The 25,119-nt window shown below is 45.9% G+C and carries 25 protein-coding genes; 8 read left to right on the top strand and 17 right to left on the bottom strand.

Annotation, left to right across the window (positions count from 1 at the left end; translation table 11 throughout):
* Positions 1-35: 35 nt before the first annotated feature.
* The 4 genes from ACTRXH_RS01600 to ACTRXH_RS01585 all read right to left on the bottom strand — a co-directional run bounded on the left by ACTRXH_RS01600 (position 36) and on the right by ACTRXH_RS01585 (position 1,453).
* Positions 36-257, bottom strand: a complete 222-nt coding sequence (locus tag ACTRXH_RS01600; RefSeq protein ID WP_322524533.1) for a hypothetical protein — start codon at positions 255-257, stop codon at positions 36-38.
* 120 nt (positions 258-377) lie between these two features.
* A complete protein-coding gene (locus tag ACTRXH_RS01595) occupies positions 378-776 on the bottom strand; it encodes a DUF3942 family protein (protein WP_474262608.1) in 399 nt (132 codons plus the stop codon).
* Between the two features lie 139 nt (positions 777-915).
* A complete protein-coding gene (locus ACTRXH_RS01590) occupies positions 916-1,152 on the bottom strand; it encodes a hypothetical protein (protein WP_474280288.1) in 237 nt (78 codons plus the stop codon).
* A gap of 73 nt (positions 1,153-1,225) precedes the next feature.
* Positions 1,226-1,453 carry a hypothetical protein gene (locus ACTRXH_RS01585; protein WP_474262610.1) on the bottom strand — a complete coding sequence of 76 codons (228 nt, stop codon included), beginning with the start codon at positions 1,451-1,453 and terminating at the stop codon, positions 1,226-1,228.
* A gap of 141 nt (positions 1,454-1,594) precedes the next feature.
* Here ACTRXH_RS01585 and ACTRXH_RS01580 point away from each other — a divergent pair, with 141 nt between their 5' ends.
* Entirely contained in the window at positions 1,595-2,512 is a 918-nt protein-coding gene (locus ACTRXH_RS01580; RefSeq protein ID WP_474280286.1) for an aldo/keto reductase, read from the top strand.
* Between the two features lie 45 nt (positions 2,513-2,557).
* On the opposite strand, the gene ACTRXH_RS01575 is transcribed toward ACTRXH_RS01580, so the two are convergent.
* From ACTRXH_RS01575 to ACTRXH_RS01530, 10 genes are all read right to left on the bottom strand, one after another.
* Positions 2,558-3,823 carry an L-lactate MFS transporter gene (locus ACTRXH_RS01575; protein ID WP_474280284.1) on the bottom strand — a complete coding sequence of 422 codons (1,266 nt, stop codon included), beginning with the start codon at positions 3,821-3,823 and terminating at the stop codon, positions 2,558-2,560.
* A 143-nt stretch (positions 3,824-3,966) separates the two neighbouring features.
* A complete protein-coding gene (locus ACTRXH_RS01570) occupies positions 3,967-5,022 on the bottom strand; it encodes a Gfo/Idh/MocA family protein (RefSeq protein WP_474280282.1) in 1,056 nt (351 codons plus the stop codon).
* Complete coding sequence (locus tag ACTRXH_RS01565; protein ID WP_474262618.1) at positions 5,022-5,759, bottom strand: ThuA domain-containing protein; 738 nt, start codon at positions 5,757-5,759, stop codon at positions 5,022-5,024. Before ACTRXH_RS01565 ends, ACTRXH_RS01570 begins: the two co-directional genes overlap by 1 nt.
* A gap of 186 nt (positions 5,760-5,945) precedes the next feature.
* A complete protein-coding gene (gene xylB, locus ACTRXH_RS01560; RefSeq protein WP_474280280.1) occupies positions 5,946-7,424 on the bottom strand; it encodes a xylulokinase in 1,479 nt (492 codons plus the stop codon).
* A 16-nt stretch (positions 7,425-7,440) separates the two neighbouring features.
* Positions 7,441-8,775, bottom strand: coding sequence for a xylose isomerase (xylA, locus tag ACTRXH_RS01555; protein WP_474280278.1), 1,335 nt, complete (start codon positions 8,773-8,775; stop codon positions 7,441-7,443).
* A gap of 44 nt (positions 8,776-8,819) precedes the next feature.
* Complete coding sequence (locus tag ACTRXH_RS01550) at positions 8,820-9,641, bottom strand: carbohydrate ABC transporter permease (protein WP_474262624.1); 822 nt, start codon at positions 9,639-9,641, stop codon at positions 8,820-8,822.
* Between the two features lie 19 nt (positions 9,642-9,660).
* On the bottom strand, positions 9,661-10,539 hold the full coding sequence (locus tag ACTRXH_RS01545; RefSeq protein ID WP_474262626.1) for a carbohydrate ABC transporter permease: 879 nt from the start codon (positions 10,537-10,539) through the stop codon (positions 9,661-9,663).
* A gap of 97 nt (positions 10,540-10,636) precedes the next feature.
* Positions 10,637-11,950 (bottom strand): extracellular solute-binding protein, encoded by a 1,314-nt coding sequence (locus ACTRXH_RS01540; RefSeq protein ID WP_474280276.1) that lies wholly within the window; start codon positions 11,948-11,950, stop codon positions 10,637-10,639.
* A gap of 64 nt (positions 11,951-12,014) precedes the next feature.
* The gene (locus ACTRXH_RS01535; protein ID WP_474280274.1) at positions 12,015-12,608 is read right to left on the bottom strand and encodes a YesL family protein; all 594 of its coding nucleotides are present in this window, start codon (positions 12,606-12,608) and stop codon (positions 12,015-12,017) included.
* A 24-nt stretch (positions 12,609-12,632) separates the two neighbouring features.
* Positions 12,633-13,805, bottom strand: a complete 1,173-nt coding sequence (locus tag ACTRXH_RS01530; RefSeq protein WP_474277095.1) for an ROK family protein — start codon at positions 13,803-13,805, stop codon at positions 12,633-12,635.
* A gap of 248 nt (positions 13,806-14,053) precedes the next feature.
* Here ACTRXH_RS01530 and ACTRXH_RS01525 point away from each other — a divergent pair, with 248 nt between their 5' ends.
* Positions 14,054-15,676 (top strand): glycoside hydrolase family 43 protein, encoded by a 1,623-nt coding sequence (locus ACTRXH_RS01525; RefSeq protein ID WP_474280272.1) that lies wholly within the window; start codon positions 14,054-14,056, stop codon positions 15,674-15,676.
* A 54-nt stretch (positions 15,677-15,730) separates the two neighbouring features.
* On the opposite strand, the gene xylE is transcribed toward ACTRXH_RS01525, so the two are convergent.
* Entirely contained in the window at positions 15,731-17,110 is a 1,380-nt protein-coding gene (gene xylE, locus ACTRXH_RS01520; RefSeq protein WP_474262636.1) for a D-xylose transporter XylE, read from the bottom strand.
* A 258-nt stretch (positions 17,111-17,368) separates the two neighbouring features.
* Here xylE and ACTRXH_RS01515 point away from each other — a divergent pair, with 258 nt between their 5' ends.
* The 3 genes from ACTRXH_RS01515 (at position 17,369) to ACTRXH_RS01505 (ending at position 18,679) form a co-directional block, all read left to right on the top strand.
* The gene (locus tag ACTRXH_RS01515) at positions 17,369-17,815 is read left to right on the top strand and encodes a hypothetical protein (RefSeq protein ID WP_091610069.1); all 447 of its coding nucleotides are present in this window, start codon (positions 17,369-17,371) and stop codon (positions 17,813-17,815) included.
* Between the two features lie 148 nt (positions 17,816-17,963).
* Positions 17,964-18,281, top strand: coding sequence for a hypothetical protein (locus tag ACTRXH_RS01510; protein ID WP_474262638.1), 318 nt, complete (start codon positions 17,964-17,966; stop codon positions 18,279-18,281).
* A gap of 215 nt (positions 18,282-18,496) precedes the next feature.
* Positions 18,497-18,679, top strand: a complete 183-nt coding sequence (locus ACTRXH_RS01505) for a hypothetical protein (RefSeq protein ID WP_474277091.1) — start codon at positions 18,497-18,499, stop codon at positions 18,677-18,679.
* Between the two features lie 32 nt (positions 18,680-18,711).
* Here ACTRXH_RS01505 and ACTRXH_RS01500 read toward each other — a convergent pair whose 3' ends face one another.
* Positions 18,712-19,404, bottom strand: coding sequence for a Na-translocating system protein MpsC family protein (locus ACTRXH_RS01500; RefSeq protein ID WP_474262642.1), 693 nt, complete (start codon positions 19,402-19,404; stop codon positions 18,712-18,714).
* 307 nt (positions 19,405-19,711) lie between these two features.
* Between ACTRXH_RS01500 and fdhF the strand changes: the two genes are divergently transcribed.
* From fdhF to ACTRXH_RS01485, 3 genes are all read left to right on the top strand, one after another.
* Positions 19,712-22,666, top strand: a complete 2,955-nt coding sequence (fdhF, locus tag ACTRXH_RS01495; RefSeq protein ID WP_474277087.1) for a formate dehydrogenase subunit alpha — start codon at positions 19,712-19,714, stop codon at positions 22,664-22,666.
* On the top strand, positions 22,666-23,202 hold the full coding sequence (locus ACTRXH_RS01490) for a helical membrane plugin domain-containing protein (protein ID WP_474262646.1): 537 nt from the start codon (positions 22,666-22,668) through the stop codon (positions 23,200-23,202). The genes fdhF and ACTRXH_RS01490 overlap by 1 nt, the downstream gene beginning before the upstream one ends.
* Positions 23,203-23,312: 110 nt before the next feature.
* Positions 23,313-24,002 carry a phosphatase PAP2 family protein gene (locus tag ACTRXH_RS01485; RefSeq protein ID WP_474280270.1) on the top strand — a complete coding sequence of 230 codons (690 nt, stop codon included), beginning with the start codon at positions 23,313-23,315 and terminating at the stop codon, positions 24,000-24,002.
* 44 nt (positions 24,003-24,046) lie between these two features.
* Here ACTRXH_RS01485 and trhO read toward each other — a convergent pair whose 3' ends face one another.
* Positions 24,047-25,021 carry an oxygen-dependent tRNA uridine(34) hydroxylase TrhO gene (gene trhO / locus ACTRXH_RS01480; protein WP_474280268.1) on the bottom strand — a complete coding sequence of 325 codons (975 nt, stop codon included), beginning with the start codon at positions 25,019-25,021 and terminating at the stop codon, positions 24,047-24,049.
* Between the last annotated feature and the right edge of the window lie 98 nt (positions 25,022-25,119).

The raw sequence follows: 25,119 nt of genomic DNA, 5'->3' as shown, positions 1-25,119 counted from the left end.
CAGTCAAAGGCAGAAAGCTGCGAGCTTCTGCCTTTTTACCGCAGAACGTATATATGCCGCCCAAGCTGGATAATTTCTTCATTCTCAGGAAAATAAACCCGCTCAAACGTCGGATGAAAACCGCTGTCCTGCATGGAATGTATATCGGCGACCCATCCCCCTTCCCCCGGCCAAACAAGGCAATGCAGCATGTGCCCTTCACTACAAATGATTACCTGCACCTGGCGAATATGCCGGTCAATATAAACAACCCCCATGGCGTATACCCCCCCTTAATGACAATATACCCATTCGAGTCGAATCAAGACTTATTTCCCTATTAATTATTTAATATTTTTTCGAGTCAAAAAAAGCGCCGCAGCGGGCGCTTCTTCGTTCTATAATCCCAGGATATCGCCGAATGTATTTTGAAGATGGTTCCGGACGATATCCATATCGAATTCTTTTTCTTCTTCCCGGCTGTACATTCTGCCATTCTGGACGTATATGACATCGAGCTCTTTCGTCGTATCATCTGTACTCTGCGTTACTTCAATGTGACAATTGTCGTCGTCTGTCCGGGTTTCAAAAAGCAATTCACGGTTATCGATAGTCATATAGCTGCGGTGCTTCGAACCATAGCTGCTGAACGAATCATTTTTCACTTCGCCAATCTCTTTGTTCAAATTATTAAAGTACTTGGCAATTTCCCAGTTTACTTCGTTCATAATGTTTGCGTCTTCATTTACTTCCAGGTATTCAACTGCTTTAGCTACGAACTCATCTTCGAAACTCATTGCCATCACCCTCTTCTTTAAAGTAATTCCCCATTCTACAGGTTATACGGCTTCTCCACTACTGCAGCGGAAAAATTATGTAAAAAACATTTATTAAAAAAGAGTTATGTTAACTGCTCATAAAAACAGTTAACATAATTTATTTCACTTCTACTACATACACACCAGCATCAACATATCGGATCAGCATCAACTGTCCATTGCCCACCATCGAATCAATAGTTTTTAACGCAAAAGAACTGTCAATGCTGTTTCTATCTTTTAATATAGCGGCGACATCTTTATTAGTCAGTGGCTTATCATTGTCCTGAATAATATTTTTTATTGTTTTTGCCCCTCTGGTTTGTAATATAATGTTCACCCCTTTGTTTATCACTAATATTCTATTTCCGAAAAGTCTGCAGGGTAATCCTCAAATTACAACTATTTTTGAATCCACGGGTGCAAAATTACTGGTCGCTCTCATGCAAATGATTTTCTTTTTTCTGTTTGACCTGTAATTTCCCTCTTCGTATTGCTTCCGTTATAACTAAACAGAGCGCTCCGGCCAAGACATGAATGAGTGCCCATACATAGCTTTGCAGTACGAGGCCGACAATTATACCTAGACCGATATTCCATATCCCGATAATGAGCCAGAATAGAATAAAATAACTGTTTATTGTTCTTCGTTTCATGTCTGACATCCTTTAATGTTTTTCTACAAATTACCATATTTATGTGTAAAAGTCATTTTTCATGTTTTTGACAGCGTTATCATCCCTATTGCACATCCGTCATGTTACACTATTCTTATCCTGAAAAAAAGAGGTGCTCAGATGAAACAAATGCAGTTAGGCAGCAGTTCTCTTCACGTATCCAATATAGCACTCGGGTGTATGCGCATGAATGAGCTTTCTATCGATGATGCTGAAAAAGTTTTCCGCACTGCTCTTGAGGCAGGGGTGAACTTTTTTGATCATGCCGACATTTACGGCGGCGGCGATTCTGAAGACATTTTTGCCAGAGCGGCCGGCATGAACGATGACCTCCGTGAAAAAGTGATTCTTCAGTCCAAAGCCGGCATCCGTGGGAATTCTTTCGATTTTTCCAAGTCCCATATCTTAAAAACCGTCGATGAAAGCCTGAAGCGCCTTCAGACAGATTATCTGGATGTACTGCTTCTTCACCGTCCCGATGCGCTTATGGAGCCCGAAGAAGTCGCGGAAGCGTTCGACAATCTCCAGGCCTCCGGTAAAGTCCGGCATTTTGGTGTCAGCAACCAGCATCCAATGCAGGTTGAGCTTTTAAAGCAGCACGTTAAGCAGGACCTGATTGCCAACCAGCTGCAGTTCGGTTTGATGCACTCCCTCATGATAGACCAGGGATTGAATGTAAATATGAAAAACGATGCCGCAGTGATGCGTGAAGGCGGGCTGCTTGAGTACAGTCAGTTGAACAGTATGACTGTTCAGGCCTGGTCTCCTTTTCAGTACGGCATGATGGAAGGCGTTTTTGTCGGCAATGACAAATTTCCGGAAGTAAACAAAAAACTCAGCGAATTGGCCAAGCGCTACGACATTACTGAATCTGCGGTAGCGGCTGCCTGGATTCTGCGTCATCCGGCCCGCATCCAAACCATTGTCGGAACGATGAATCCAGAACGACTGGCAGGTATCGCCAAAGCTTCTGAGATCACTCTGACACGTGAAGAATGGTATGATCTCTATCAGACAGCCGGCAATGAACTCCCCTAACAATAAAGACCCCTTTTCCTTTATTCAGGGAAAAGGGGTCTTTCTTTATGCTTTCGCTGCTTCTGTGCTTTCTTTTTCTTTGTTCTTTCTGATCTTTTTAATATTAAATCGCATTACGATCATAGCCGCCAGGGCGACTACCAGAAGAATATTAAACAGGTAGAACGATAAGACGTAGCTTCCTGTTGCCGAAACGATGCTCGAAACAGCTGTCGGCCCGGCCACACCGGCAAGAGCCCAGGCAGTTAAAAGGAATCCGTGAATGGCTCCAAGCTGTCTCGTCCCAAACAGGTCACCGATATACGCCGGTAGACAGGCGAAGCCGCCACCGTAACACGTAATAATAATGAATAAGAGAATTGCGAGCAGCACAACGTTAGTCGTTAACGGCAGTAGGAAAAAGGCAACAATCTGAATGAGAAAGAACAGCGTAAACGTGTTCGTTCTTCCAAGATAGTCCGAGAGTGACGCCCAGACAATCCTTCCACCTCCGTTGAAAAAGCCCATTACGCCGACGATGGTAGCTGCTACAGCTGCGCTTGTTCCAGTGATGGACTGAGTCATGTTTGATGCGACTGCAAGCAGCATGATGCCCGAAGAAATGTTAATAAACATCACGAGCCACAGCAGGTAAAAACGCATTGTCCGGAGTGCTTCTTTGGCTGAAAGCTGTGCCAGGTCTCCGCCTTTTTGGTTTGTTTTAAGGTCTTCCTTCTTGTAGCCTTTAGGCATCCAGTCCTTTGGCGGCTTCTTCATATAGCTTGCCCCGGCAAGCATAAGAATGAAGTATGAAGCGCCCAGAATATAAAATGCTCCCGGTATTGACACTGCGTTCATGAGCCATTCAGCTACGGGACTTGTAATCAGCGCCCCGGCGCCAAATCCCATAACTGCCATGCCAGTAGCCATCCCTCTGCGGTCCGGAAACCACATAACTAGCGTAGAAACCGGGGATATGTACCCGATACCAAGACCAATGCCGCCGAGAACACCATAAGAACCAATAAATAATGGCAGACTTTCAAGCTGGACCGCAAGTCCGGCCCCCATTGTCCCGGCACCAAACAGCACGGCTGCAATGGCAGCTGAGATTCTCGGCCCGTATTTTTCCACAAAAAAACCTAGTGAAGCGGCCGACATCCCCAAGAAGAAAATTGCAATGGTGAATGCGAGTGTTACGTCGGAAATGTTCCAGCCAAGTGAATCATTCAGCGGGTTCTGGTACACACTGTACGCATATACTGAACCAATCGATAAATGAATCGCTACAGCTGATAAAGCCATCAACCAACGATTTCGATCTGCTTCCATAATTAGTAAGTCCCCCTTCTGTAATAATACAATCCTCTCATTCCCTCTGAGTGTGCATTCAAACGGTCATCCCCAAAAAAATTGTAAAAATTATTTATTAAGAATTGCTTTAAAATAACGAAAAAAAGCACCCGGATGGATGCTTATACTTCGTCGGCATACACATTATCCAAACGGACGCTTTTTCCAGTTCTGCTGCTTTCATAAACAGCTTCAATAATCCGGGTGACCCGCAAAGCCTGCTCGGGCTCAACAACGACCTCAGCCTGCCCCAGACATGCCTCTATGAAATTCTTTGCTTGCAGCACGTCTTCACGCTCAGAGTTTGTTAAGTGCGGCTCCGTACTCATCATCGAACCGAATTTTGACTGGTAAAGCTCGAGCGGAAAGACCTGGAGTCCTCCATCCACCCCGGAAATGCTTAATTCTTCTTTATCTTCTTTTATATTCGCTGCCCAGGATGACTCCAGGAGCAGCGTCATACCATTTTCAAACGTAATATAGCCAGTCACATGGTCCTCCACGGAAAAGCTTTCAGCATCGATCGCTCCCCATTCATTAATCTGGCCAGGAGTTTTACTCAGACGGTCGTATGTTCTTCCGTTCACTTCTACCGGCTGTGGGTCATCCAGAAGCCAGAGAGCCAAATCCAGCAGATGACAGCCGTAATCAATCAGACTGCCTCCGCCCTGAAGTTCTTTATTCGTAAACACGCCCCACCCGGGCACCTTCCGTCTTCGCATCGCCTGAAGGCGTACAACCAGCGGGTCACCAATTTCGCCCTCCTGCACCATCTGTCTGGCCGTACGGGACTCCTGCATGTAACGGTAATGATAACCAATCGTTAACACAGCCCCTGAACGCCTGGATGCGTCAATCATGTCCCTGCATTCAGCGGTGGTCATCGCCATCGGTTTTTCACAAAGCACGTGCACTCCTGCTTCCAGGGCCTGCACGGCAAGTTCTGCATGAAATTTGTTTGGTGTACAAATGATGACTGCTTCAACGTGGGCGAGCAACTCTTCTACAGTGCCGTATACAGCCGGAATATCAAATTCTTCCGCAGCCGTTCCTGCTTTACTGAGATCTGTATCAAAAACAGCGGCTACGTGAGCATCTTCAATTTGCTGAAAAGCGGGAAGGTGCCTCCCGCGGGCAATGCCGCCTGCACCAATAATGCCTATCTGAAGCTTTCCCATTAGTCCTTTCCCTCCGTATCTTTACCCGAGATGGCTTCCAGAGGTCTGGCATTACCATAAACAGGTACTGGTGTATTTTTCGGGGCCGACCACCGGACAGCATTTTTAATCACCGTTTGAATGTCTTTGTTGTAGTAGGTTGGATACGTTTCATGTCCTGGACGGAAATAAAATATCTTTCCCCGTCCCCGGGTGAACGTTGCGCCGCTGCGAAATACTTCTCCGCCCTCAAACCAGCTGATAAACACGAGTTCATCCGGTGCGGGAATATCAAAGTGTTCGCCGTACATTTCCTCTTTCGGCATTTCAATATACTCTCCGATCCCTTCAGTAATCGGATGGCCAGGCTCTACGACCCAGAGACGTTCACGCTCGTCTGCTTCCCGCCACTTCAGGTCACAGCCTGTTCCCATTAACATTCGGAATATTTTTGACAGATGGCCCGAGTGAAGCACAATCAGCCCCATCCCGTCCAGTACGCGAGCCTGAATGCGTCTGACAATGACATCCTCTACTTCGTCATGGGCAATATGGCCCCACCATAAAAGCACATCGGTGTCGTTTAACACTTCCTCTGTCAGTCCATGCTCCGGTTCATCGAGTGTTGCTGTGCGTACAACGTCTGCCTCTTCCCCCAGAAAGTCAGCCAATGCACCGTGAATCCCCTTCGGGTACACCTCTTTAACGTCCGGATTCTTGTTTTCGTGCCTGTTTTCGTTCCATACGGTAATGTTCATGCCGTACCTCCTTTAGTCGTTAAACGCTTACTGAATGCGTTACCAAAACCATTTAAATATTTTTAATTCGATTCGGAATCATTAAACCGCTTCCATTTCATAGTAATCCAAAACGTTTCGGATCGCAATCTTCAATTACTTTTTTATTAAAACAGGCAAAAGCCTTTTCGGGCTTTTGCCTGTAAGTCAGGACATTTTTAACGGCGATGTATGGGCATAAATTTTCTTATATGCCTGAAATGATTGTTCATATATCAGTGACTGATCAGGATTCGGATAAAACGTTTCGCTTTCTTTGACAAACGTTTTTTTGCACTCCTCAAGCGTAGCAAACCATTCTGTACCGTAGGCTGCAAGCATTGCGGCCCCGAGTCCCGGCCCCTGTTCGTGAGCGAGCTTGCGAACAGGACATCCGAAAGCATCTGCCTGCATCTGAAGCCAGAAGGAGCTTTTCGCTCCCCCTCCAATGGATACAAGGGAATCTATCTGAAAGCCCTGCTGAAGGATCATTTCGTGAGACTCCTTTAGAGAATAAGTGATCCCTTCCATCACAGCCCGGACAATATGGCCTCTCGTATGACGGATATCGAGGCCAATAAAGCTGCCCCTGATCCCTGCGTCCATATACGGCGTTCTTTCACCGGTCAAAAACGGGGTGAACAACAATTGATCTGCCCCTGCAGGCACCTGTGATGCCCGTTCAACGAGCTGTTCAATCGTTTCGTCAAAAAACAGGTTGTCCTTTACCCACTGCAGGCTGTTCCCGGCGGACAGAGTGACTCCCATATAATAATACTGGTCCTTTGACGCGTGATTAAAATAATGCAGACGTCCATCCGGAACCGCTTCGCCGTGATCCGGCACCAGAAGCACTCCGGAAGTCCCTATGCTTAAAAGGCCTTCCCCCGGTTCTGTTATTCCGCTTCCTAAGGCACCGCAGGCGTTATCAGCCCCGCCAGCTATAACGTTCACTCCTTCATGCAGTCCCGTCTGTGCTTCCGCCTCCTTCGTCAGGCTTCCCGCGCTTTCATGGGACTCAATCAACGGAGGGCAGAACGAGGCGGAGAGATTAAAGCCTTCCCGCATCGTACGACTCCAAGTTTTGCTTTTCACATCCAATAGAAGCGTCCCGGCAGCATCGGAGAGTTCCATCTGCATACTGCCTGTCAGCTGGTACCGCACGTAGTCTTTTGGCAGTAGAAAAGATGCTGCTCTGCTCCAGACATCCGGCTCATTTTCCTGCACCCAGAGCATTTTCGGAAGAGTAAAGCCCTCGAGAACTGTATTCTGTGTTGCCTCAATCAGCTCGTTCTCCCCGATCGTGCGGCGAATCGTTTCGCACTGCTCCGACGTTCTTGTGTCATTCCAGAGTATAGCCGGGCGCAGCGGGTGGCCCCTGTCGTCCAAGAGCACCAGGCCGTGCATCTGCCCGGAGAAGCTGAGGCTTTCCACTTCCTCTGCCTTTATTCCTGTCTCCTCGAGCAGTGCCTGAATCGATGCTTTCGTCTGCTCCACCCATTCATCTGGGTTCTGCTCAGAATGCCCTGCTGCCGGCTGCTGGACAGACAGTGATTTTGATACAGAGGCTGTCACATCCCCATTCCGGTTCACAAGCAGGGATTTCACTGCACTCGTTCCTAAATCGACCCCTATTACGTATGTCATGCCAGCACCTCTTTGCTTAAACTTTTACTTTATTGTTAACGTTTAAAATATACTGATTCAGTTTTGCCTTAATAAGCTCCTGTTTACCCGACTGATGTTCGATCGGCTCCTGGAGTTCAAGTGCATAGGCTTCGAGTTCTTTAAAGTTTGTTTTCCCGGCAAGAATATCGCTTCCCACGCCTTTGTCAAAGCTGCTGTAGCGTTCATCCACGATGTTTTCAAATACACGGTCTTCGATTAGCTGGGAGGCTGCCTTCAACCCATACGCAAAGGTGTCCATTCCCGCAATGTGCGCATGAAACAGGTCTTCCGGTTTATGGGATGGACGCCGTACCTTGGCATCAAAGTTTAAGCCGCCTGTACCAAGGCCGTCATTTTTCAGAATTTCGTACATCGCGAGGGTCGCATCGTAAATATCAGTTGGGAACTCGTCGGTGTCCCAGCCGAGCAGCAGGTCGCCCTGGTTTGCGTCCACCGAGCCGAGAATGCCCATTTCTCTCGCATAGCGGAGCTCATGTTCAAACGTATGGCCGGCGAGCGTGGCGTGGTTGGATTCGATGTTCATTTTAAAATGGCTGTCGAGATCATACTTTTGCAGGAACGCATAGGCGGTAGCTACATCAAAGTCGTACTGGTGCTTCATTGGCTCACGTGGCTTAGGCTCGATCAGCATCTGCCCTTCAAAGCCTATTTCTTTCGCATAATCCACGGCCATGTGATAAAAACGTGCCAGGTTATCCATTTCGCGCTTCATATCGGTATTAAGCAGGGTCTCGTACCCTTCGCGTCCGCCCCAGAATACATAGTTTTCTGCACCAAGCTCTTTAGCTACCTCAAGCTGCTTCTTTACTTTAGCTGCGGCATAGGCATAAACATCCGCATTGTTTGTCGTCGCTGCCCCGTGCATAAACCGGCGGTCCACGAACATATTCGCCGTATTCCAAAGAAGACCGATGCCATGTTCTTTCATATTATCCTTAAGCATCGCAGTAATTGTATCGATATTTTGATACGTTTCTTTTAAGGAATTACCTTCCGGTGCAATATCAATATCATGGAATGCAAACCGGGTGATTCCCAGCTTATTCAGAAGTTCAAAGTTTGCTTCCACCCGTGCTTTTGCGAGATCCATACCGCTGTATTTCTGATAGGAACGCTCCATCGTCGGCCCGCCAAACGGATCCTCCCCGCCGAAAGTATGTGTATGCCAGTAGGCTACTGAAAAACGGAGCCATTCATCCATCGATTTCCCCATGACGGTTGCGTCCTTGTCATAGTGCTTAAAAGAAAAGTCATTGGCCGAAGCGGCACCCTCGAAGTTGATAGTTGGTACGTTGTTAAATACAGTCATAATGCATCCTCCTAATTGTTAGTTAAAATCATTACTGTGGTGTATCAGCCTTTAACAGCGCTTGAAGAGATACCCTCCACCACTTTGTTGCTGAAAAACAGAAAAGCCAGTAAAACCGGAATGATACTGATAACAAGTGTTGCCCCGATGGAACCCCAATCTGTCATATACTGCCCGATGAAATTCTGAATACCGACGGTCAGCGTCTTGTATTCATCCGAGCTGATAAATGTATTCACAAACACGAATTCGTTCCAGTTGTAGATCATATTAATGATTACAGTGGTAGACATTACCGGCGTTGTCATCGGCAAAATGATCGTGAAAAACAACCGGTTAATCGAAGAGCCGTCCATCACTGCCGCTTCTTCAATTTCTCTTGGCAGAGTATAATAGAAGCCAAGCAGAATCATAATCGTAATCGGTAGATTGTACGTTGTGTATGTGAGAACAATTGATAATGGATTATCGATTAAGTTCACGCTGAGAAACATACTGAACAAAGGAATCAGCGCAGAGTGAATAGGAATCATCAACCCGACCATAAACAGTCCCAGCACAAATTTATTCAGCTTCCAGTTCATACGTGTAATCGCAAATGTCGCCATACTGGCAAAAAGTACTGTAAGTACAATAGCCAGCCCGGTAATCCACACACTGTTGAAAAAGTATAGCCCTATACCGCCCTGCCAGACGTTCAGGTAATTTCCAAACTGCGGATCATTCGGCAGCGCAAACGGGGAACCTGAAAAGATCTGGGCATTATCTTTAAGAGAAAACAATACCAGCCACAGCAGCGGAAAGATCTGAAAAGCTGCTACCAGTGCCAAACATGTGTATAACAAAATATATCCAATTCGACCCATAACGTTCACCTCATTTCAACTAGTACTGAATATCTTCTTTGGATGCAGTTAATTTTCTGATGATAACCGTAACGACGAGTGTGATAATCAGCAGTAAAAAGCCGATGGCACTGCCGTAACCGAAGTTATTCGTACTAAAAGCAAGATCATACATGTACGATGCCATTACTTCACTCGAACCACTCGGTCCTCCGCCGGTCATTACGTAGATCAGATCGAAATATTTCAGCGACCCGACGATGGCCAGGACAATGGTTACTTTTACTACACCCATGATTAAAGGAAGCTTAATTTTGTAGGCAATCTGCATTGGGTTCGCTCCGTCAATTCTTGCTGATTCAATCAAGGATTCCGGGATATTTTTCAATGCAGCATAGTATATAAGGATATAAAAGCCTGCGTACTGCCAGAGAATCGGTATGAATATGGCGTACAGCACGACATCCGGGTTCGCCAGCCACGACGGCGGATTTTCAATGCCAATACCGCGGAGAATCGTATTCAGGATTCCGTTTGCCGGGTTGTACACTTTAATCCACAGCTGTGCGATCGCGACAGATGACAAAAGCATCGGAATCAAATAAATTTTTCTTAATAAATCCGCACCTTTGATTTTGGAAGCCAAAATCATGGATACCGCCAGGTAAACCACCAGGCTTAAGGTTGAAAATAAAGCCAGCAGCAGAGAGTGCCATGCACTGTCCCAAAAATCCCCGTCCTGAATGGCATTGATGTAGTTTTCCATGCCAATAAAAGTCATTGACCCGATACCGTTCCAGTCCATGAGGCCGTAATAGCCGGTCAGTATGAGTGGAACTATAATAAGTACGGCAATGAGAAATAAAGCTGGGAATATGTAAAGCGTAATCATGAGTTTATTCGACATAACTTTATTCATTTCACTTGCCCCCAAGCTCTGCATTTACGTCCATAATGCATTCATGAATGATATAAAGGGCAAACCCTGAAGGAATGCCCTTTATTCATTTTTTTATTTACTCGTCTTCTTCTATTGCTTCGTCATGCATTTCAGCAAATTCCTCCGGCGTAATTTCTTCACCGAATAATGATTGAATGGCTGTCAGGTGAGTTTCGGCAACATCCGGGCTCATCTGTACATCCGCAAACAACGTCAGGTTGTCAGCATTGTTTAAATCTTCGAGTACTTCGAGGTACATATCAGGAAGGTCCACGTTATCCGTATTTACTTTCGTAGCTGGAATAACGCCCGCATCACTGACGGATTTTTCGCCCCACTCTTCAGAGAAGTACTTAACAAAATCTTTAGACTCTTCTTTTACGTCAGACTCTTCAGAAACAAACAGCCCTACGCCAGGTCCGCCTACATAGCTGTTCTGATTGCCTTTACCTTCTACTGTTGGGAAGTCGAAATAGTCAACTGCATCCCGGAAATCCTGCGAAACACTTTCATCCGTTGTATAGTTCGGAAGATCCCATGTAGCAATTAAATACATTGCTGCCTGTTCACTCATAAACATGCTTTTTGCTTCCTGGTCGGAAAGGCCGTTAAATCCTTGAGTGAAAGCTCCGCTTGAAGCCAGGTTCTGTGTTTTTTCCGCCGCATTTACCAATGGTTCTTCCGTAAAGGATGCTTCTCCATTGATTGCCTGGTCTAATAGATTGTCTTCACCAAGCCGGTCTGCCATATACATGTACCAGAGTGAGCCGGTCCAACGATCCTGGTTGCCCAGCGCAATCGGAGCCACGTCGTTTTCCTGAAGCGTGGTTACAATTTCTTCAAGCTCTTCGTATGTTTCTGGTTCTTCTAAATTGTATTCATCAAATATCGCACTGTTATAGAAAACCTGGGCTACGTTCAGTTCGAGCGGCAGTCCATAAGTACTTCCGTCCATTTCATACGCTTCCGTAGTACCTTCCACGTATGAATCACGCAGGCCGTCCTCATCAAGCACATCATCGAGCGGCGCAAACATTTCACCGTCAACGTAAGGCTCAAGGAAACCGCCCGGCCATGTCATGCCCACATCCGGCAGTTCACCCGATGTAGAAGTTACCTGCAGCTTTTCCTTGTACTGCTCATTACTCAGCACCTCGAGTTCCACCGTAGTATCCGGATTCTGCTCTTCATAATCAGCTATGATGTCGTTTACAATATCGTAATGGTCCTTTGAGCTTCCCTCTGGCCATAAGTGCATAAATTCAATCGTTTTTTGCTCCCCGTCCCCGCCGCCATCGCCAGAGCCTGAAGATTCCGAGTTACAGCCTGTCATTACCATCGCTGTTGCACAACCTGCCGCCAGAAACGTAACCGCTTTCATCTTTTTCATAATTTCCTCCCCCTTTTCTTAATATTAAGGTAACACCCCCTACATCATTTGTCCAGTAAACAAACTAAGTTTTTATAATTTTTCTGAAAATATTTTTATTAACCACGGTAGCAACAAACGCCGTGGCGCTTATGCCAAATATGAATCCGAATGCCGGCACCATGTAAAAAATAACCCCCAGAAGACACAAGCTTAACGTTAAAAAGAATAAGTGACCGGGATGAGTCAGCATAATAAAAAATGCATTTTTTAAAACATTCCTTAGTTTATCGTCAAAATGAGCAAACGATGGAAACAGATACAAAAGAAAAACAAATACAAAAAGGATATAAACAAATAGCGGTATGTGCAGCCAGTTCAGCGTATCGCTTGCCGCTATGAACTGAATATCGAGAAAAACAAGCACAAGTAAAAAAAGGACTACCGCCCCAAGTTTATTGGACTGAATAAATTCCTGCTTATACACCTTCCAGAAATAAGAAAAAACCGGCAGATCCCTTTCTCCGCTCACCCATTTCCGCACTACTGCAAACAAAGCATTTGTAGCCGGAAATACGCCTGCGACTACAGCGCCCATCAGCGTAAAAAACACCCAGAGCACCTGCACATAGGCAAAATTCATCACCCATGTAAGCGCTTGATAAATTTTACTGTTCATTATCGGACAAACTCCTTTCCATGCTTATACAACTGTGACTTTGCTGGTTGAAAAAAATGTTTCAATTGAAAAAGCCGCAGAGCCCAGCGCGCATGAATAAATGCTGTTTTCGGAAAAGGATAACGTGAAAGAGTCCCGGAATTCCTCGTGAAGCCGCTGCTGAAACACTCTTTCGATAGGGTTGCGAAGCCACTGCTCCAATTCTGCAAAACGGTTGCCTATAATAATTTTTTCCGGGTTGAATATGTTGATAATATTCGTAAGTCCAATACCAATATATTCCCCTACCTGGTCAAAAGCGTTCAGCACTTCCAGGTTTCTTTCCTTTGCCTTTGCGATCAGGCATTCGGTCGTTACTTCTTCCCGGTCTGAAAAGAGATGGGCTGTCTTTTCCACCAGAGCGCCTTCTGAGCTGTACAGCTCCCAGCAGCCTTTATTGCCGCACCGGCATTTCCTTCCATTTGGTTCAATGGTGAAGTGACCGACTTCGCCTGAGATACCGCTGCCGCCTTTGTATAATTGGTCATTAATAAAAATCCCGGCGCCGACACCGATACCAATACTTACATAGATAAAGTTCGAAACGCCCTGGCCGGCTCCGTAACGTTTTTCCCCGTGCGAACCAGCCTTTGCTTCATTTTCAATGAATACCGGCAGTTCGTATTTTCTCTCCAGATGCTGTTTTAAATGCACATTTTTCCACTCCAGGTTTGGGGCGAACAAAATGGTCCCTTCGTTATCGATCAGCCCCGGCACACCTACACCGATTCCCACTATCCCATAGGCACTTTTCGGCGCCTGTTCCGTAAGGTCCTCAATGACTTCCTCCACCTTATTAAACACAGCCCCTTCATCAATGGAAATCAGCGGTTCATTAATTTTAGCAACGATCGCTCCCTGCAGATCTGTCAGTATACCGAGAACATAATTTACTCCAAGATCAATTCCAATAGCATAGCCGGCTTTATTATTAAAAAACAGCATCGTCGGCTTTCTTCCTCCATTGGAAAGCCCTGCCCCCATCTCCTCCACGAGTCTGCCCTCCAGCAGGTCGGCTATCAGACTTGAAACTGTAGCTTTATTCAGTCCGGTATCTTTAGAAATTTGCGCCCTCGAGATTGGGCTTTTCTGCTGAACGGTCGTCAGCACAATTGATTTATTTATTTGCTTTACCAGAGTTTGGTCTCCCGTGCGCATATTATCTTCTCCTACGTCTCAATTTTGTTCGGTTTACGTACATAATAGCATATATTTTCTTTTGGTTATTATATAGTTTTTTAATTAAACAAAGTTATGGGTATCTATTCGCAATAATTTATGTTTTCATCCACTTTTGCGCTTTAAAACAAATTGATAGTTGAGCAGAATCAGGAATTAAGTTATATTTAGTTTATTGCTTATACAATCTATTTTGAAAGCGTTCCCAATTTAAGGAGGCTACTTTCGTGAATGATCAAATTACTAACCCAATTTTGACTGGTTTTAACCCTGACCCGAGTATTTGCAGGGCTGGAGAGAATTATTATATTGCTACTTCCACGTTTGAATGGTTCCCCGGGGTGCAGATTCATCACTCAAAGGATTTAAAAAACTGGGAAGTCGTCAAACATCCTCTCGAGCGGACCTCCCAGCTGAATATGGCTGGTAATCCGGACTCAGGCGGCGTCTGGGCGCCCGCTCTTTCCTGGCACGATAATCAGTTCTGGCTTATTTATTCAGATATTAAACAAATCGACGGCATCTGGAAGGACGGCCATAACTACCTCGTCACCTGCGATACGATTGACGGTGAATGGAGCGACCCTGTGTATTTGAACAGCTCCGGCTTTGATCCTTCCCTCTATCATGACGACGACGGCAGAAAATACCTGCTGAATATGGTCTGGGATTACCGGCCGGGCAATCACCGCTTTTACGGTATTGCTCTGCAGGAATACGACGCTGAAGCAGAAAAGCTGATCGGTGAGCGGCAGATTATTTTCACCGGTACAGATATCAAGCTGACCGAGGGACCACATATATATAAAGTTAATGGATGGTATTATCTGCTTACCGCGGAAGGCGGCACTACCTTTGACCACGCAGCTACCATCGCACGGTCCAAATCACTATTCGGCCCTTACGAGGTCCACCCGGAAAACCCGTTTATTACGTCCTGGCCCTATCCGAGAAACTCTTTGCAGAAAGCGGGGCACGGCTCTCTTGTAGAAACACAGAACGGCGAATGGTATTTTGTACACCTGACCGGCCGGCCGTTAAAAGAGGCACAAAAACCTTTATTGGATCCGCGGGGCTTCTGCCCTCTCGGAAGAGAAACCGCCATTCAAAAGGTTTATTGGGAAAAAGAATGGCCTTACATAGCCGACGGCAATGAACCTTCGCTATACGTGGAGGGCCCTGGTCTTTCGGAGGAGCCACAGCAATCAGCGTCTCCTGTTTACAGTCATTTTAACACCGGTAATTTGGATAAGAGCTTCCAGACACTGCGGATCCCTTTAGAAGAAAATACGTTATCGTTTAAAGACCGCCCAGGCTATTTGCGGCTGTACGGTAAAGACTCCCTGACGTCCAAATTCACCCAGGCATTTGTCGCAAGAAGGTGGCAGCACTTTTATTTTGATGCTGAAACCGCCGTTCAGTTTGATCCGGATCATTTTCAGCAGTCCGCAGGCATGGTCTGCTATTACAATACGCAAAACTGGGTTTATTTTTACATTACCCACGATGAAAGTAAAGGAAGGATTTTAACCCTTCTAGCTAATGACCATTATCAGTTTGACACGCCGCTTGGAGACAGCGATATTGAAATTGAACGCAATGTAGAAACGATTTATCTTAAAGTCTCTGTACGTATGGACAAGTATTGGTTCTCCTATTCATTTGATGGGAACACTTGGACTGCGGTGGATATTTCTTTTCCTTCCGCTAAACTATCGGATGACCATATCCAGGGCGATGGCTTTTTTACAGGCGCTTTTGTCGGTATGCAGTGCCAGGACAGTTTTTCTTCCAAGCCTGCAGATTTTGAATACTTTCATTATGCTCCTAAAGAAGAAAACGAAGCATAAAATACAGAAGGCCCGGACTGCACTAATGGCAGCCGGGCCTCTTTTTTTATACTCTTACTTTTTTAATCCCATCTCTATCTCTTCAAGCGTTTTCCCTTTCGTTTCAGGGACAAATTTCCATACGAACAAAGCAGACAATATGCTCATGAGACCGTAAAATCCGTACGTTAATCCACCGCTGAACTCAATCATGGCTGGATACGTGGAAGAAATAAAATAGTTAGCTGCCCACTGGGCTGCCACCGCAATAGCGAGAGCCTGACCGCGGATTTTGTTCGGGAATATTTCGGATAAAAGCACCCATACCACTGGTCCCCACGACATCATAAAGGAAGCCGTATAGATGATAATAAATACAAGCGTCGCTATACCAATTGTGCCGGTAAAAGCGAGAGCCGAAACACCAAACATGCCTATGGTCATTCCAATAGATCCGATAATCAGCAGTGGCTTCCGACCGAATTTATCTACTGTCATGATAGCAATGACTGTAAATATTAAATTGACGGCCCCCATAATAATGGTCTGGAATAACGAAGCATCTCTTGCCGCTCCCATGCTTTCAAATATTCTCGGTGCATAATACAGCGCAACGTTAATGCCGACAAACTGCTGAAAAATCGACAGGAGAATACCAATAATAATAATCAGCTTTCCGTAGGCGAACAATTTTTCTTTTCTTTTATCAAATGACTGATTAATTTCATAGAATGTAGCCTTAGCCATCGTCTGATCATAGATCCTGGATAAAATCTTCATGGCTTTGTCGTCCCGGTTTTTGGAAACCAAATACCGCGGCGTCTCCGGCACTGTTAGCATGAACAGTAAAAACAGAGCAGCTGGAATCGCTTCCGAAGCAAACATATACCTCCAGCCGAGAGCATCCACCCATTCCGCCGTTTGTCCGCGGGCAATCCCCCAGTTGACAAAGTATACGACAAACTGACCGAAAATAATCGCAAACTGGTTGAGGGACACAAGCCTCCCGCGAATATTGGGTGGAGCCATTTCACCAATATACATCGGCGCAACCGCTGAGGCCAGCCCCACTCCGATACCGCCAATAATACGGTAAATATTAAATACAACTAAGAGAGCGATCGAAGGCTCCCCGGCAGTAAAGAATAACAGCTCCGGGTAGGCTGAACCCAATGCGGAAAGAAGAAACAAAACCGCTGCTATAACTAACGTGAATTTTCTTCCAATACGATTTGCCAAAAAACCTGAAATCAAACCCCCGATAATACAACCGATAAGTGCGCTTGAAACGGTAATTCCGTGAATAAACGGACTCAGATTCAGGCTTTCAGCGAAATAGGTCTGCAGTGACCCCTCCGCTCCGGAAATCACGGCCGTATCATAACCAAACAATAAGCCGCCAAGTGTAGCTACCATGGTAACTAATACTACATACATCGTTCGTTTAGAATTCATATACTTGAGTAGACGTGCTACTCTTCCCTCCTTCCTCTATGTAAGCGATAACAAACCACATTAACATTCTTTGTTTGTTTAATCAATAAACTTTATTAAGCGGACAGAGATCCTTAAGGACGGCTGCTTCCATTTCTATACTGAAATTCATTTTTTAATTAAGCGAATAAAAATCTATTCCGAACTAAAAAAGACGTTCCTTCACAGGCTTATCCGGGAATGTGTATAAGTAGCCAATTTATGAGGAGGAAATCAATAGTGAGTCTTTTTTCATCTATTAAAAAACGAGTGACCGACGCAAAAGAAAACGGAGTAACCATTCCAGTAACGGAAAAAATGTTTTTGAAGGTACTTCAGGTTAAAAAAATGGACAATGTGGATATTTCCGCCGTTCATATCCAGGACCAGGTCCTGCGTATTGAAGGCGTTAAAAATGACAGCAGCCAGAGCCGCTTCAGTATGCTGCTGGAACCTTCCCACGCTTCAGAGCGGACCCTTTACTTCACGTTAAAATCCATTTCCCCTTTAGAAGCGGACGACGTATTCAGGGAAATCTTCGACCGCCCGCCTTATTTCTCTGCTCAAGAGCAGCAGGCAGGTTTTCACCTGGAAGTATTTGAACCTATGAAAAAAGTTCCTTATGGAAAAATAGACTCCTACTACTTTGAGCAGAACAAACTGAAAGTCGTCATGAAATGGAAATAAAACAGCTTTTCTCTAATTCAAAAATTTAATTCGAGCATCACTTTCTCTCCAAAACTTTTTACTCCCGGCCGAGGCCGGGAGTTTTTTAAAAGTAGAAATTACCTAGTTTTTCATGCATAATAAAAGAAAAACGAATGGGGAGAAATACATGGAATATCAAGCAGCTTCCTTCGGCCGGTACCGTGTTCTCCAGAATGGCTCTATTGAAGTTATTGCAGAAATAACAAGCCGTTTTGAGCACCCTCGCTGGGAGAATATGTGGTATTTATCAGAGACAAAGAGAATCTGCCGTGAACTGGAGATGCTTGGAATCATCTCAGAGTGCGACAGCTTTGAAATTGTTGACCGTAACCAATTTAAAATCTTTTGGAAAAAAGATCGTATTGCCTGGGGCTATATTGATGAAGACGAAACGTCTTTCCGTCTGCGTTTCACCGGATTAGTCGATACACCGGCCAGCGAATAGCATTGCTGCCTGTTTTTATCATGGTTGCAATTAAACGCCATATCCTTTAGGGTGTACATACGAAGCAATTACTTAAGAGCAATTAAATAAACGGTGGAAATGGATAGACAATGGCGCTATTTCCCATAAGCCAAAAAGAGACACGAGGTACCTGCCTCCTGTTTATCTTTTTGGCTTTTTTTATTTGTTTTGTGAAAGGAGCATCCTTTTAATTTATGAAATTTTTAATTGATCACGACGGTCAAAAGATTCACAAATCGGTATTTGTTAATGACCGCTGTATGAGCAACAGCAGGCCCTCGGACTGGGAAAGCCTGCTGGAAGAAGCTGCCCTGCAGCCACTCACTCAAAAGAACTACTCTTACTGTGTCCACTGTTTTCAGGCATACGCCGGCTGATAAAGAAGGCTGGCTGGAGGAGCACCCTGCCTCTAGCCCGACCCGCTCATAATAAAGACAATGACGCTGCGGTCCCGTTCAAAGTCCCAGTCAACAAACACGTCAGCAATGTTCATCCCGGCAATGGAGGTAAACGACTTCCCTTCTATTAACAGTCGTTTTTCCAGCTTGCGTTTAGTTACCTTCAGCTGCTCTTCATATCCTTGCTGTACTAACTCTTTTTCAATGTTAATCAGCAGCCCTTCCCGGATCACGAGAACAGTCTTATTATTCAGCATTCCTGAAAAGACTTTGTCGGGTTCCTTTTCTGCCTCTGCAGTAACCTGCCTTACACGCTCTTCAAGCTTCTTTTTACCCGCATATTCTTTAAACGGATTTTCACCGTCATATGCATTCTCGTCGATTCCGACAAATATACTCGATTCTTTATTAAAATCGCTGTCGTGGTAAAAGTTTTTATACACCTGGCCGGTGACCGACTGCACGTATCCGTTAATTTCCGGAACAATTTTGTGCATCATGCTTTCACGCAGACGGAAAACAGCCTGTTCGCCCTCCTGCTCGAGAATGACCCGCTCCATTGGGCTCAGGAAATGCCGCAGGTAGATGGTGATGAACGGTCCCTGCATTACCACATGCGCGGCTTCCGGGCCTTTGCCGAATCTCTCCCGAAGCAGTTTGCCGGCAAAGCTTGCGATATCCTTTTCGTTTTCTGTTGGCCTCATGTTTATCAGTGTCCTTTAATTAAGTATTATTCACATATTTACTATCCAAAAGCATTATAATCTAGTTTTGATTTAATCACAAATGCCACACGGGTCAACAGGGCGGCCGATAATTATTAAAATATTGTTTTAAATTTCTAATTTCGTGGAAGTGTGGGAGTATATCTTTATTATTTTTTACATTTTCCTCTGTAATCCCTAGAATAAAGGTGCACTCCCTTGACTATTACATAAGCGAGTGCTGCATTCATCTACCGTCCACTACTTTTTTATTCCTTTAGTCCAACTTTATTTCCAAAATGGAAGGATGATTATTTTGTCGATTATTCGAGTAACGATGAATGGCACCGAGCGCAAAGTATCGGATGACTCTACAATCCTCGACTACACGCGCGGCACCAATGAGGAAGTCCCAAATGTTTGTTATCACCCGAGCCTAGGCGCAATTGAAACCTGTGACACCTGTATGGTGAAGGTAAACGGAGAAATTGTCCGTGCCTGTTCCACCGAATTTAAAGAAGATGATGTCATCGAAACCCTCACCCCTGACGTTGATCAGGCACAAAAAATTGCGATGGACCGGATTTTGCATAATCACGAGCTGTACTGTACCGTCTGCGATTACAATAACGGCGGCTGTGAAATTCATAATACAGTGGAAGCAATGCGTGTCGAACACCAGAGCGTTCCCTTTGAAACTAAGCCGTATGAAAAAGATTATACTAACCCTCACTACCGGTATGACCCGGATCAGTGCATTCTCTGCGGACGCTGTGTGGAAGCCTGTCAGGATGTCCAGGTGACCGAAACCCTTTCCATTGACTGGGAACGTGAACGCCCCCGTGTTATCTGGGATAACGATGTTCCTATCGGCGAATCCTCCTGTGTATCCTGTGGCCACTGTTCCACCGTCTGTCCATGTAACGCTTTAATCGAAACAAATATGGAAGGCGAAGCCGGCTACATGACCGGGATCAAAGAAGATACTCTTCGTCCGATGATCGATATCACCAAGGACGTTGAAACCGGCTACAGCTCAATTCTGGCTCTCTCCAACATGGAATCCAAAATGCGCGACGACCGTATTGAAAAAACGAAAACAGTTTGTACTTATTGCGGAGTTGGCTGCAGCTTTGATGTCTGGACGAAGGACCGTGAAATCCTTAAAATTGAGCCTCAGGCAGAAGCACCTGCAAACGGCATTTCCACCTGTGTAAAGGGCAAATTCGGCTGGGATTTTGTAAACAGCGAAGAACGCCTTCAGAATCCGCTCGTCCGTGAAAACGGCCAGTTTGTCGAAACTACGTGGGAGCATGCTTTAGATGTTATTCAGAAGAACTTCACTTCCATTAAAGAAGAAAGCGGCAACGACGCTCTTGCATTTATCAGCTCTTCCAAGACAACGAACGAAGAGTCCTACCTTATGCAGAAGCTCTCCCGCTCCGTTATGGGCACAAACAACATTGATAACTGTTCCCGGTACTGCCAGACTCCTGCTACCCAGGGCCTTTTCCGCACAGTAGGCTACGGCGGGGACACCGGCACGATAGAAGATATTAAAAACGCGGAGCTTATTATTACCGTCGGGACAAACACATCTGAATCCCACCCGGTTCTTGCCACGAGGATTAAAAGCTCCCATAAGCTGCGCAACCAGAAGCTGATCGTCTCCGACATCAGAAAACACGAAATGGCGGAACGCTCGGACATGTTTATCCAGCCGAAACCAGGCTCGGACCTTGTATGGCTGAACGCAGTAGCAAAATACATTATCGACCAGGGCTGGGAAGACACAGAGTTTATTAATGAACGCGTGGATTACTACGATGACTTTGTGAAAGAACTCGAGATGTACACCATCGATTACGCTGTAGAGCAGACCGGGCTCTCCCGCGAGGAATTGATTGGCATTGCCGAAAGCATTCACGAAGCAGATACTACCTGTGCCCTGTGGGCGATGGGTGTTACCCAGCACTCCGGCGGCGCGGATACAAGTACGGCAATATCGAACCTCCTGCTTGTCTCCGGCAACTACGGCCGTCACGGAACCGGCTCCTACCCGCTTCGCGGACATAATAACGTTCAGGGCGCAACAGACTTCGGAAGCGCACCGAATCTTCTTCCAGGCTACCAATCCGTGGAAGACGAAAACGTCCGCCGGAAGTTTGAACAGGGCTGGAACACAGAGCTTTCCAGTGAAGTCGGCATGACCAACCATGAGATGGTCGATGCGATGCACGAAGGCCGCCTCCGCAGCCTCTATTTAAAAGGCGAGGAAATGGCGCTTGTAGACTCCAACATTAACTACGTACAGCAGGGCTTCGAGAAGCTCGACTTCTTCGTAGTACAGGATATCTTCTTATCCGAAACCGCCAAGTTTGCGGACGTTGTACTTCCTGCAAGCCCAAGTCTCGAAAAAGACGGCACGTTTGTAAACACCGAGCGCCGCTTCCAGCGTTTATACAAGGCGCTTGATCCACTCGGTAACTCTAAGCCGGACTGGGAAATTCTTCAGCTTGTGGCTAACCGGATGGGCGCAGACTGGAACTACAGCCACCCGTCTGAAATTATGGCAGAAGCTGCTTCACTCTCCCCGTTCTTCGAAGGAGTATCCTACGAACGGCTTGAAGGATATAACTCTCTCGTATGGCCTGTAACCAAAGAAGGCAAGGATGAGCCGCTTCTTTACGAATCCCGCTTCCAGTTCCCGAACGGAAAAGCAAGATTCTATCCGGTTCACTGGACCGAACCGCAAACCTTCGGCGAGCAGTACGACCTGCACGTGAACAACGGACGGATGCTTGAGCACTTCCACGAAGGCAATATGACGTACAAAACGGAAGGAATCACGCTGAAAACCCCGGACAATTTCGTGGAAATTTCCCCGGAACTCGCCGAAGAACGTGGACTCGAAAGCGGAGCCCTTGTTCGCTTGAAATCGCCGTACGGGGCTGTACGCATCCAGGCGCTTGTTACTGACCGTGTGAAAGAAAAACAGCTTTACATTCCAATGAACAATTCCGGTGAATCAGCCATTAACCGACTTACGAGCAGCGAAGCTGATAAGGATACGGATACACCGGCCTACAAAGAAACGCAGGTATTCATGGAAATACTCAGTACAGACGGCGAAGCACCGATGCCGAAAAACAATTTCCGATACGGAAATCCAAACCCTCAGAACGGTGTGGAAGTTGAACGGAAATGGAAACGTAATGACTACATCTTCCCTGGCGACATGGTAAGAAAGGAGAACCGCTAATGGCTGAGCGCATAACTCATATTGAGAAGCTGAAATTCTCCGAAGAAGAAATCAAACAGCGGGACATGGAAGAACTCCAGTCCCAGCTGCTTGATAACAAAGAAAGTCTGGAAAAGATGATGCGCACTGCGAACCTTCTTGATGAGTCCGGCCTGCTTGATATGGCAAATGGACTTCTAAGCGAAGGCGATAAGGTATTAAACGTAGCGGTAAACGCGATGAATACCGAAGGAAGCACCAACATGATTAAAAACATGCTTCTTCTCGCCGGCGAAGCCGGAAAACTCGATATTGAAAGCATGCAGCCGCTCCTGTTGAAATTAAACAAAGGACTTGAGCGTGTAGCAAAACTCGAAGAGGAGAAAGAACAGGAAAAACAAACCGTGAACATTTTCCAATTGTTAAAACTCCTCCGGGACCCGGAAGTAAACCACACGCTTTCGCTCGGTATTGCTTTTATGCGCGGCATGGGCGAAACAGGCAAACCCGAAATGGAAAAAGAACAGGAAGACCGGAAACCAAACACGAAGGTTTAACCGGCACTACCCAATACGCTCCAGGCTGCCCTCGCGCAGCCTGGTTTTTTGTTTAATACCATCATCCTCAAGGGAATAGATCTAAAAACAAATCAAGGGAGCAAATGTCATTGTCTTTCAAAGGTCTTCAACTGTCCGATGTTCCAAAAAGTTCCTGGATACTTATCATTGCCGGTCTGCTCGCACTGTTTACGACAGCTTTTTTATTTCTCGATATGGGTGAAGAAGTACTCGAACAGGAAACATTTATGGTCGACCGAACAGCCCAAAATATTGTATCAGCGCTCAATACCGATCTTCTGCAGTCCATAATGGGCATCATTACGGAAGGCGGTTCAGTTACCTGGCTGACAATCGGTGCCGCTGCTATCACAGTATATCTGTTGTTTTTTTCATCTTTCAGCAGATGGCATGCAGTTTATTTTGCCGTAAATATGATTGGCATCAGCATTATCACCACTGTTTTCAAAAATTTCTTCTCAAGAGAGCGCCCGGAAGTGCTCGCCGCCTATGACGGGACCGGATACAGCTTCCCGAGTGGCCACGCTACTGGAGCCATTACTTTTTACGGATTTCTTGCCTATCTTGTTATCCGAAGTAAACTGGCCACTGTGTGGAAGTGGATGCTCGGCATACTGCTGACGCTCGCTGCTCTGCTTGTCGCCGTCAGCCGGATGTTTCTGGACGTTCATTACTTTACAGATGTAATCGCAGGCATTACAGTCGGCTTGTTCTGGCTGCTTGTCTGCATTATCGCCCTGGAGCTTACACTTTGGAACAAATACCGCAGACAAACCTAAATGAAGCCCCCGGCCCAGAATGCCGGAGGCTTCGTTATTTGTATTTATGCATTCTGCATCTGTTCTGCTTTTCTCGCATCGATTTTTTCCTGAACGCCTTTTGCCGTCAACCCATGCTCTTCCATGTAACGGTTTCTCGGATGAGTCATGCATTCCGTTGTGCAGCTTCTCATATATTTATGCTCATTTTCCTCAGAGCAGATAATTTGATTGTTGCAGTCAGGATCTGCACAGTTAACGTATCGTTCACACGGTTCCCCGTCAAAGTGATCCCTTCCGATTACGCGATGCTCAACCTGATTGATCGGCACACTGATACGCTGGTCAAATACATAGCACTTTCCGTCCCACAGCTTCCCTTTTACTTCAGGGTCCTTACCATAGGAAACGATGCCGCCGTGCAGCTGTGCCACATCATCAAACCCTTCTTCTTTCAAAAATCCGGAAAACTTCTCGCAGCGGATGCCCCCGGTACAATAGGTTAATATTTTTTTACCTTCAAGCTGTTCCCGGTTTTCCCTGACCCAGTCCGGCAGCTCCCGGAAGGCATTAATGTCCGGGCGAATCGCTCCGCGGAAATGCCCAAGATCATATTCATAGTCATTTCGGGCATCAAGAACGATGGTTTCATCGCTTTGAAGCGCTTCGTAAAATTCTTTCGGGCTCAAGTGTTCACCAGTCTGTTCATTTGGGTTAATGTCATCTTCGAGATACAGCGACACCAGCTCTGAACGCGGACGTACATGCATTTTTTTGAATGCGTGCCCGTCGGCATAGTCCACTTTGAATTCGGTATCTTTAAACCGCTCCTCGCCTGTCAGCTCCTGCATGTATGCCTCCGTCTGTTCTACAGTGCCGGAAACAGTACCATTGATGCCTTCCTCTGCAACAATAATCCGACCCTTCAAACCAAGCTCCTTGCAGAAAACCAGATGCTCTGCAGCAAAGGTCTCAGGGTCTTCCACGTACGTGTAATTGTAATACAGTAACACCCGGTACGATTGATTTTCTTCTGTCATTTGTTCTCACCTATCCGGAATATATTTGCAAGATACATTCCTGACTCCCTGTCTTGCAATCAGGAAGCCTTGTCACACAAGGGTTTTACTTTTTGAAT

This window comes from Marinococcus sp. LNHM5E3-2.1 (assembly GCF_056034365.1).
This window is presented reverse-complemented; position numbering and strand designations above follow the sequence as displayed.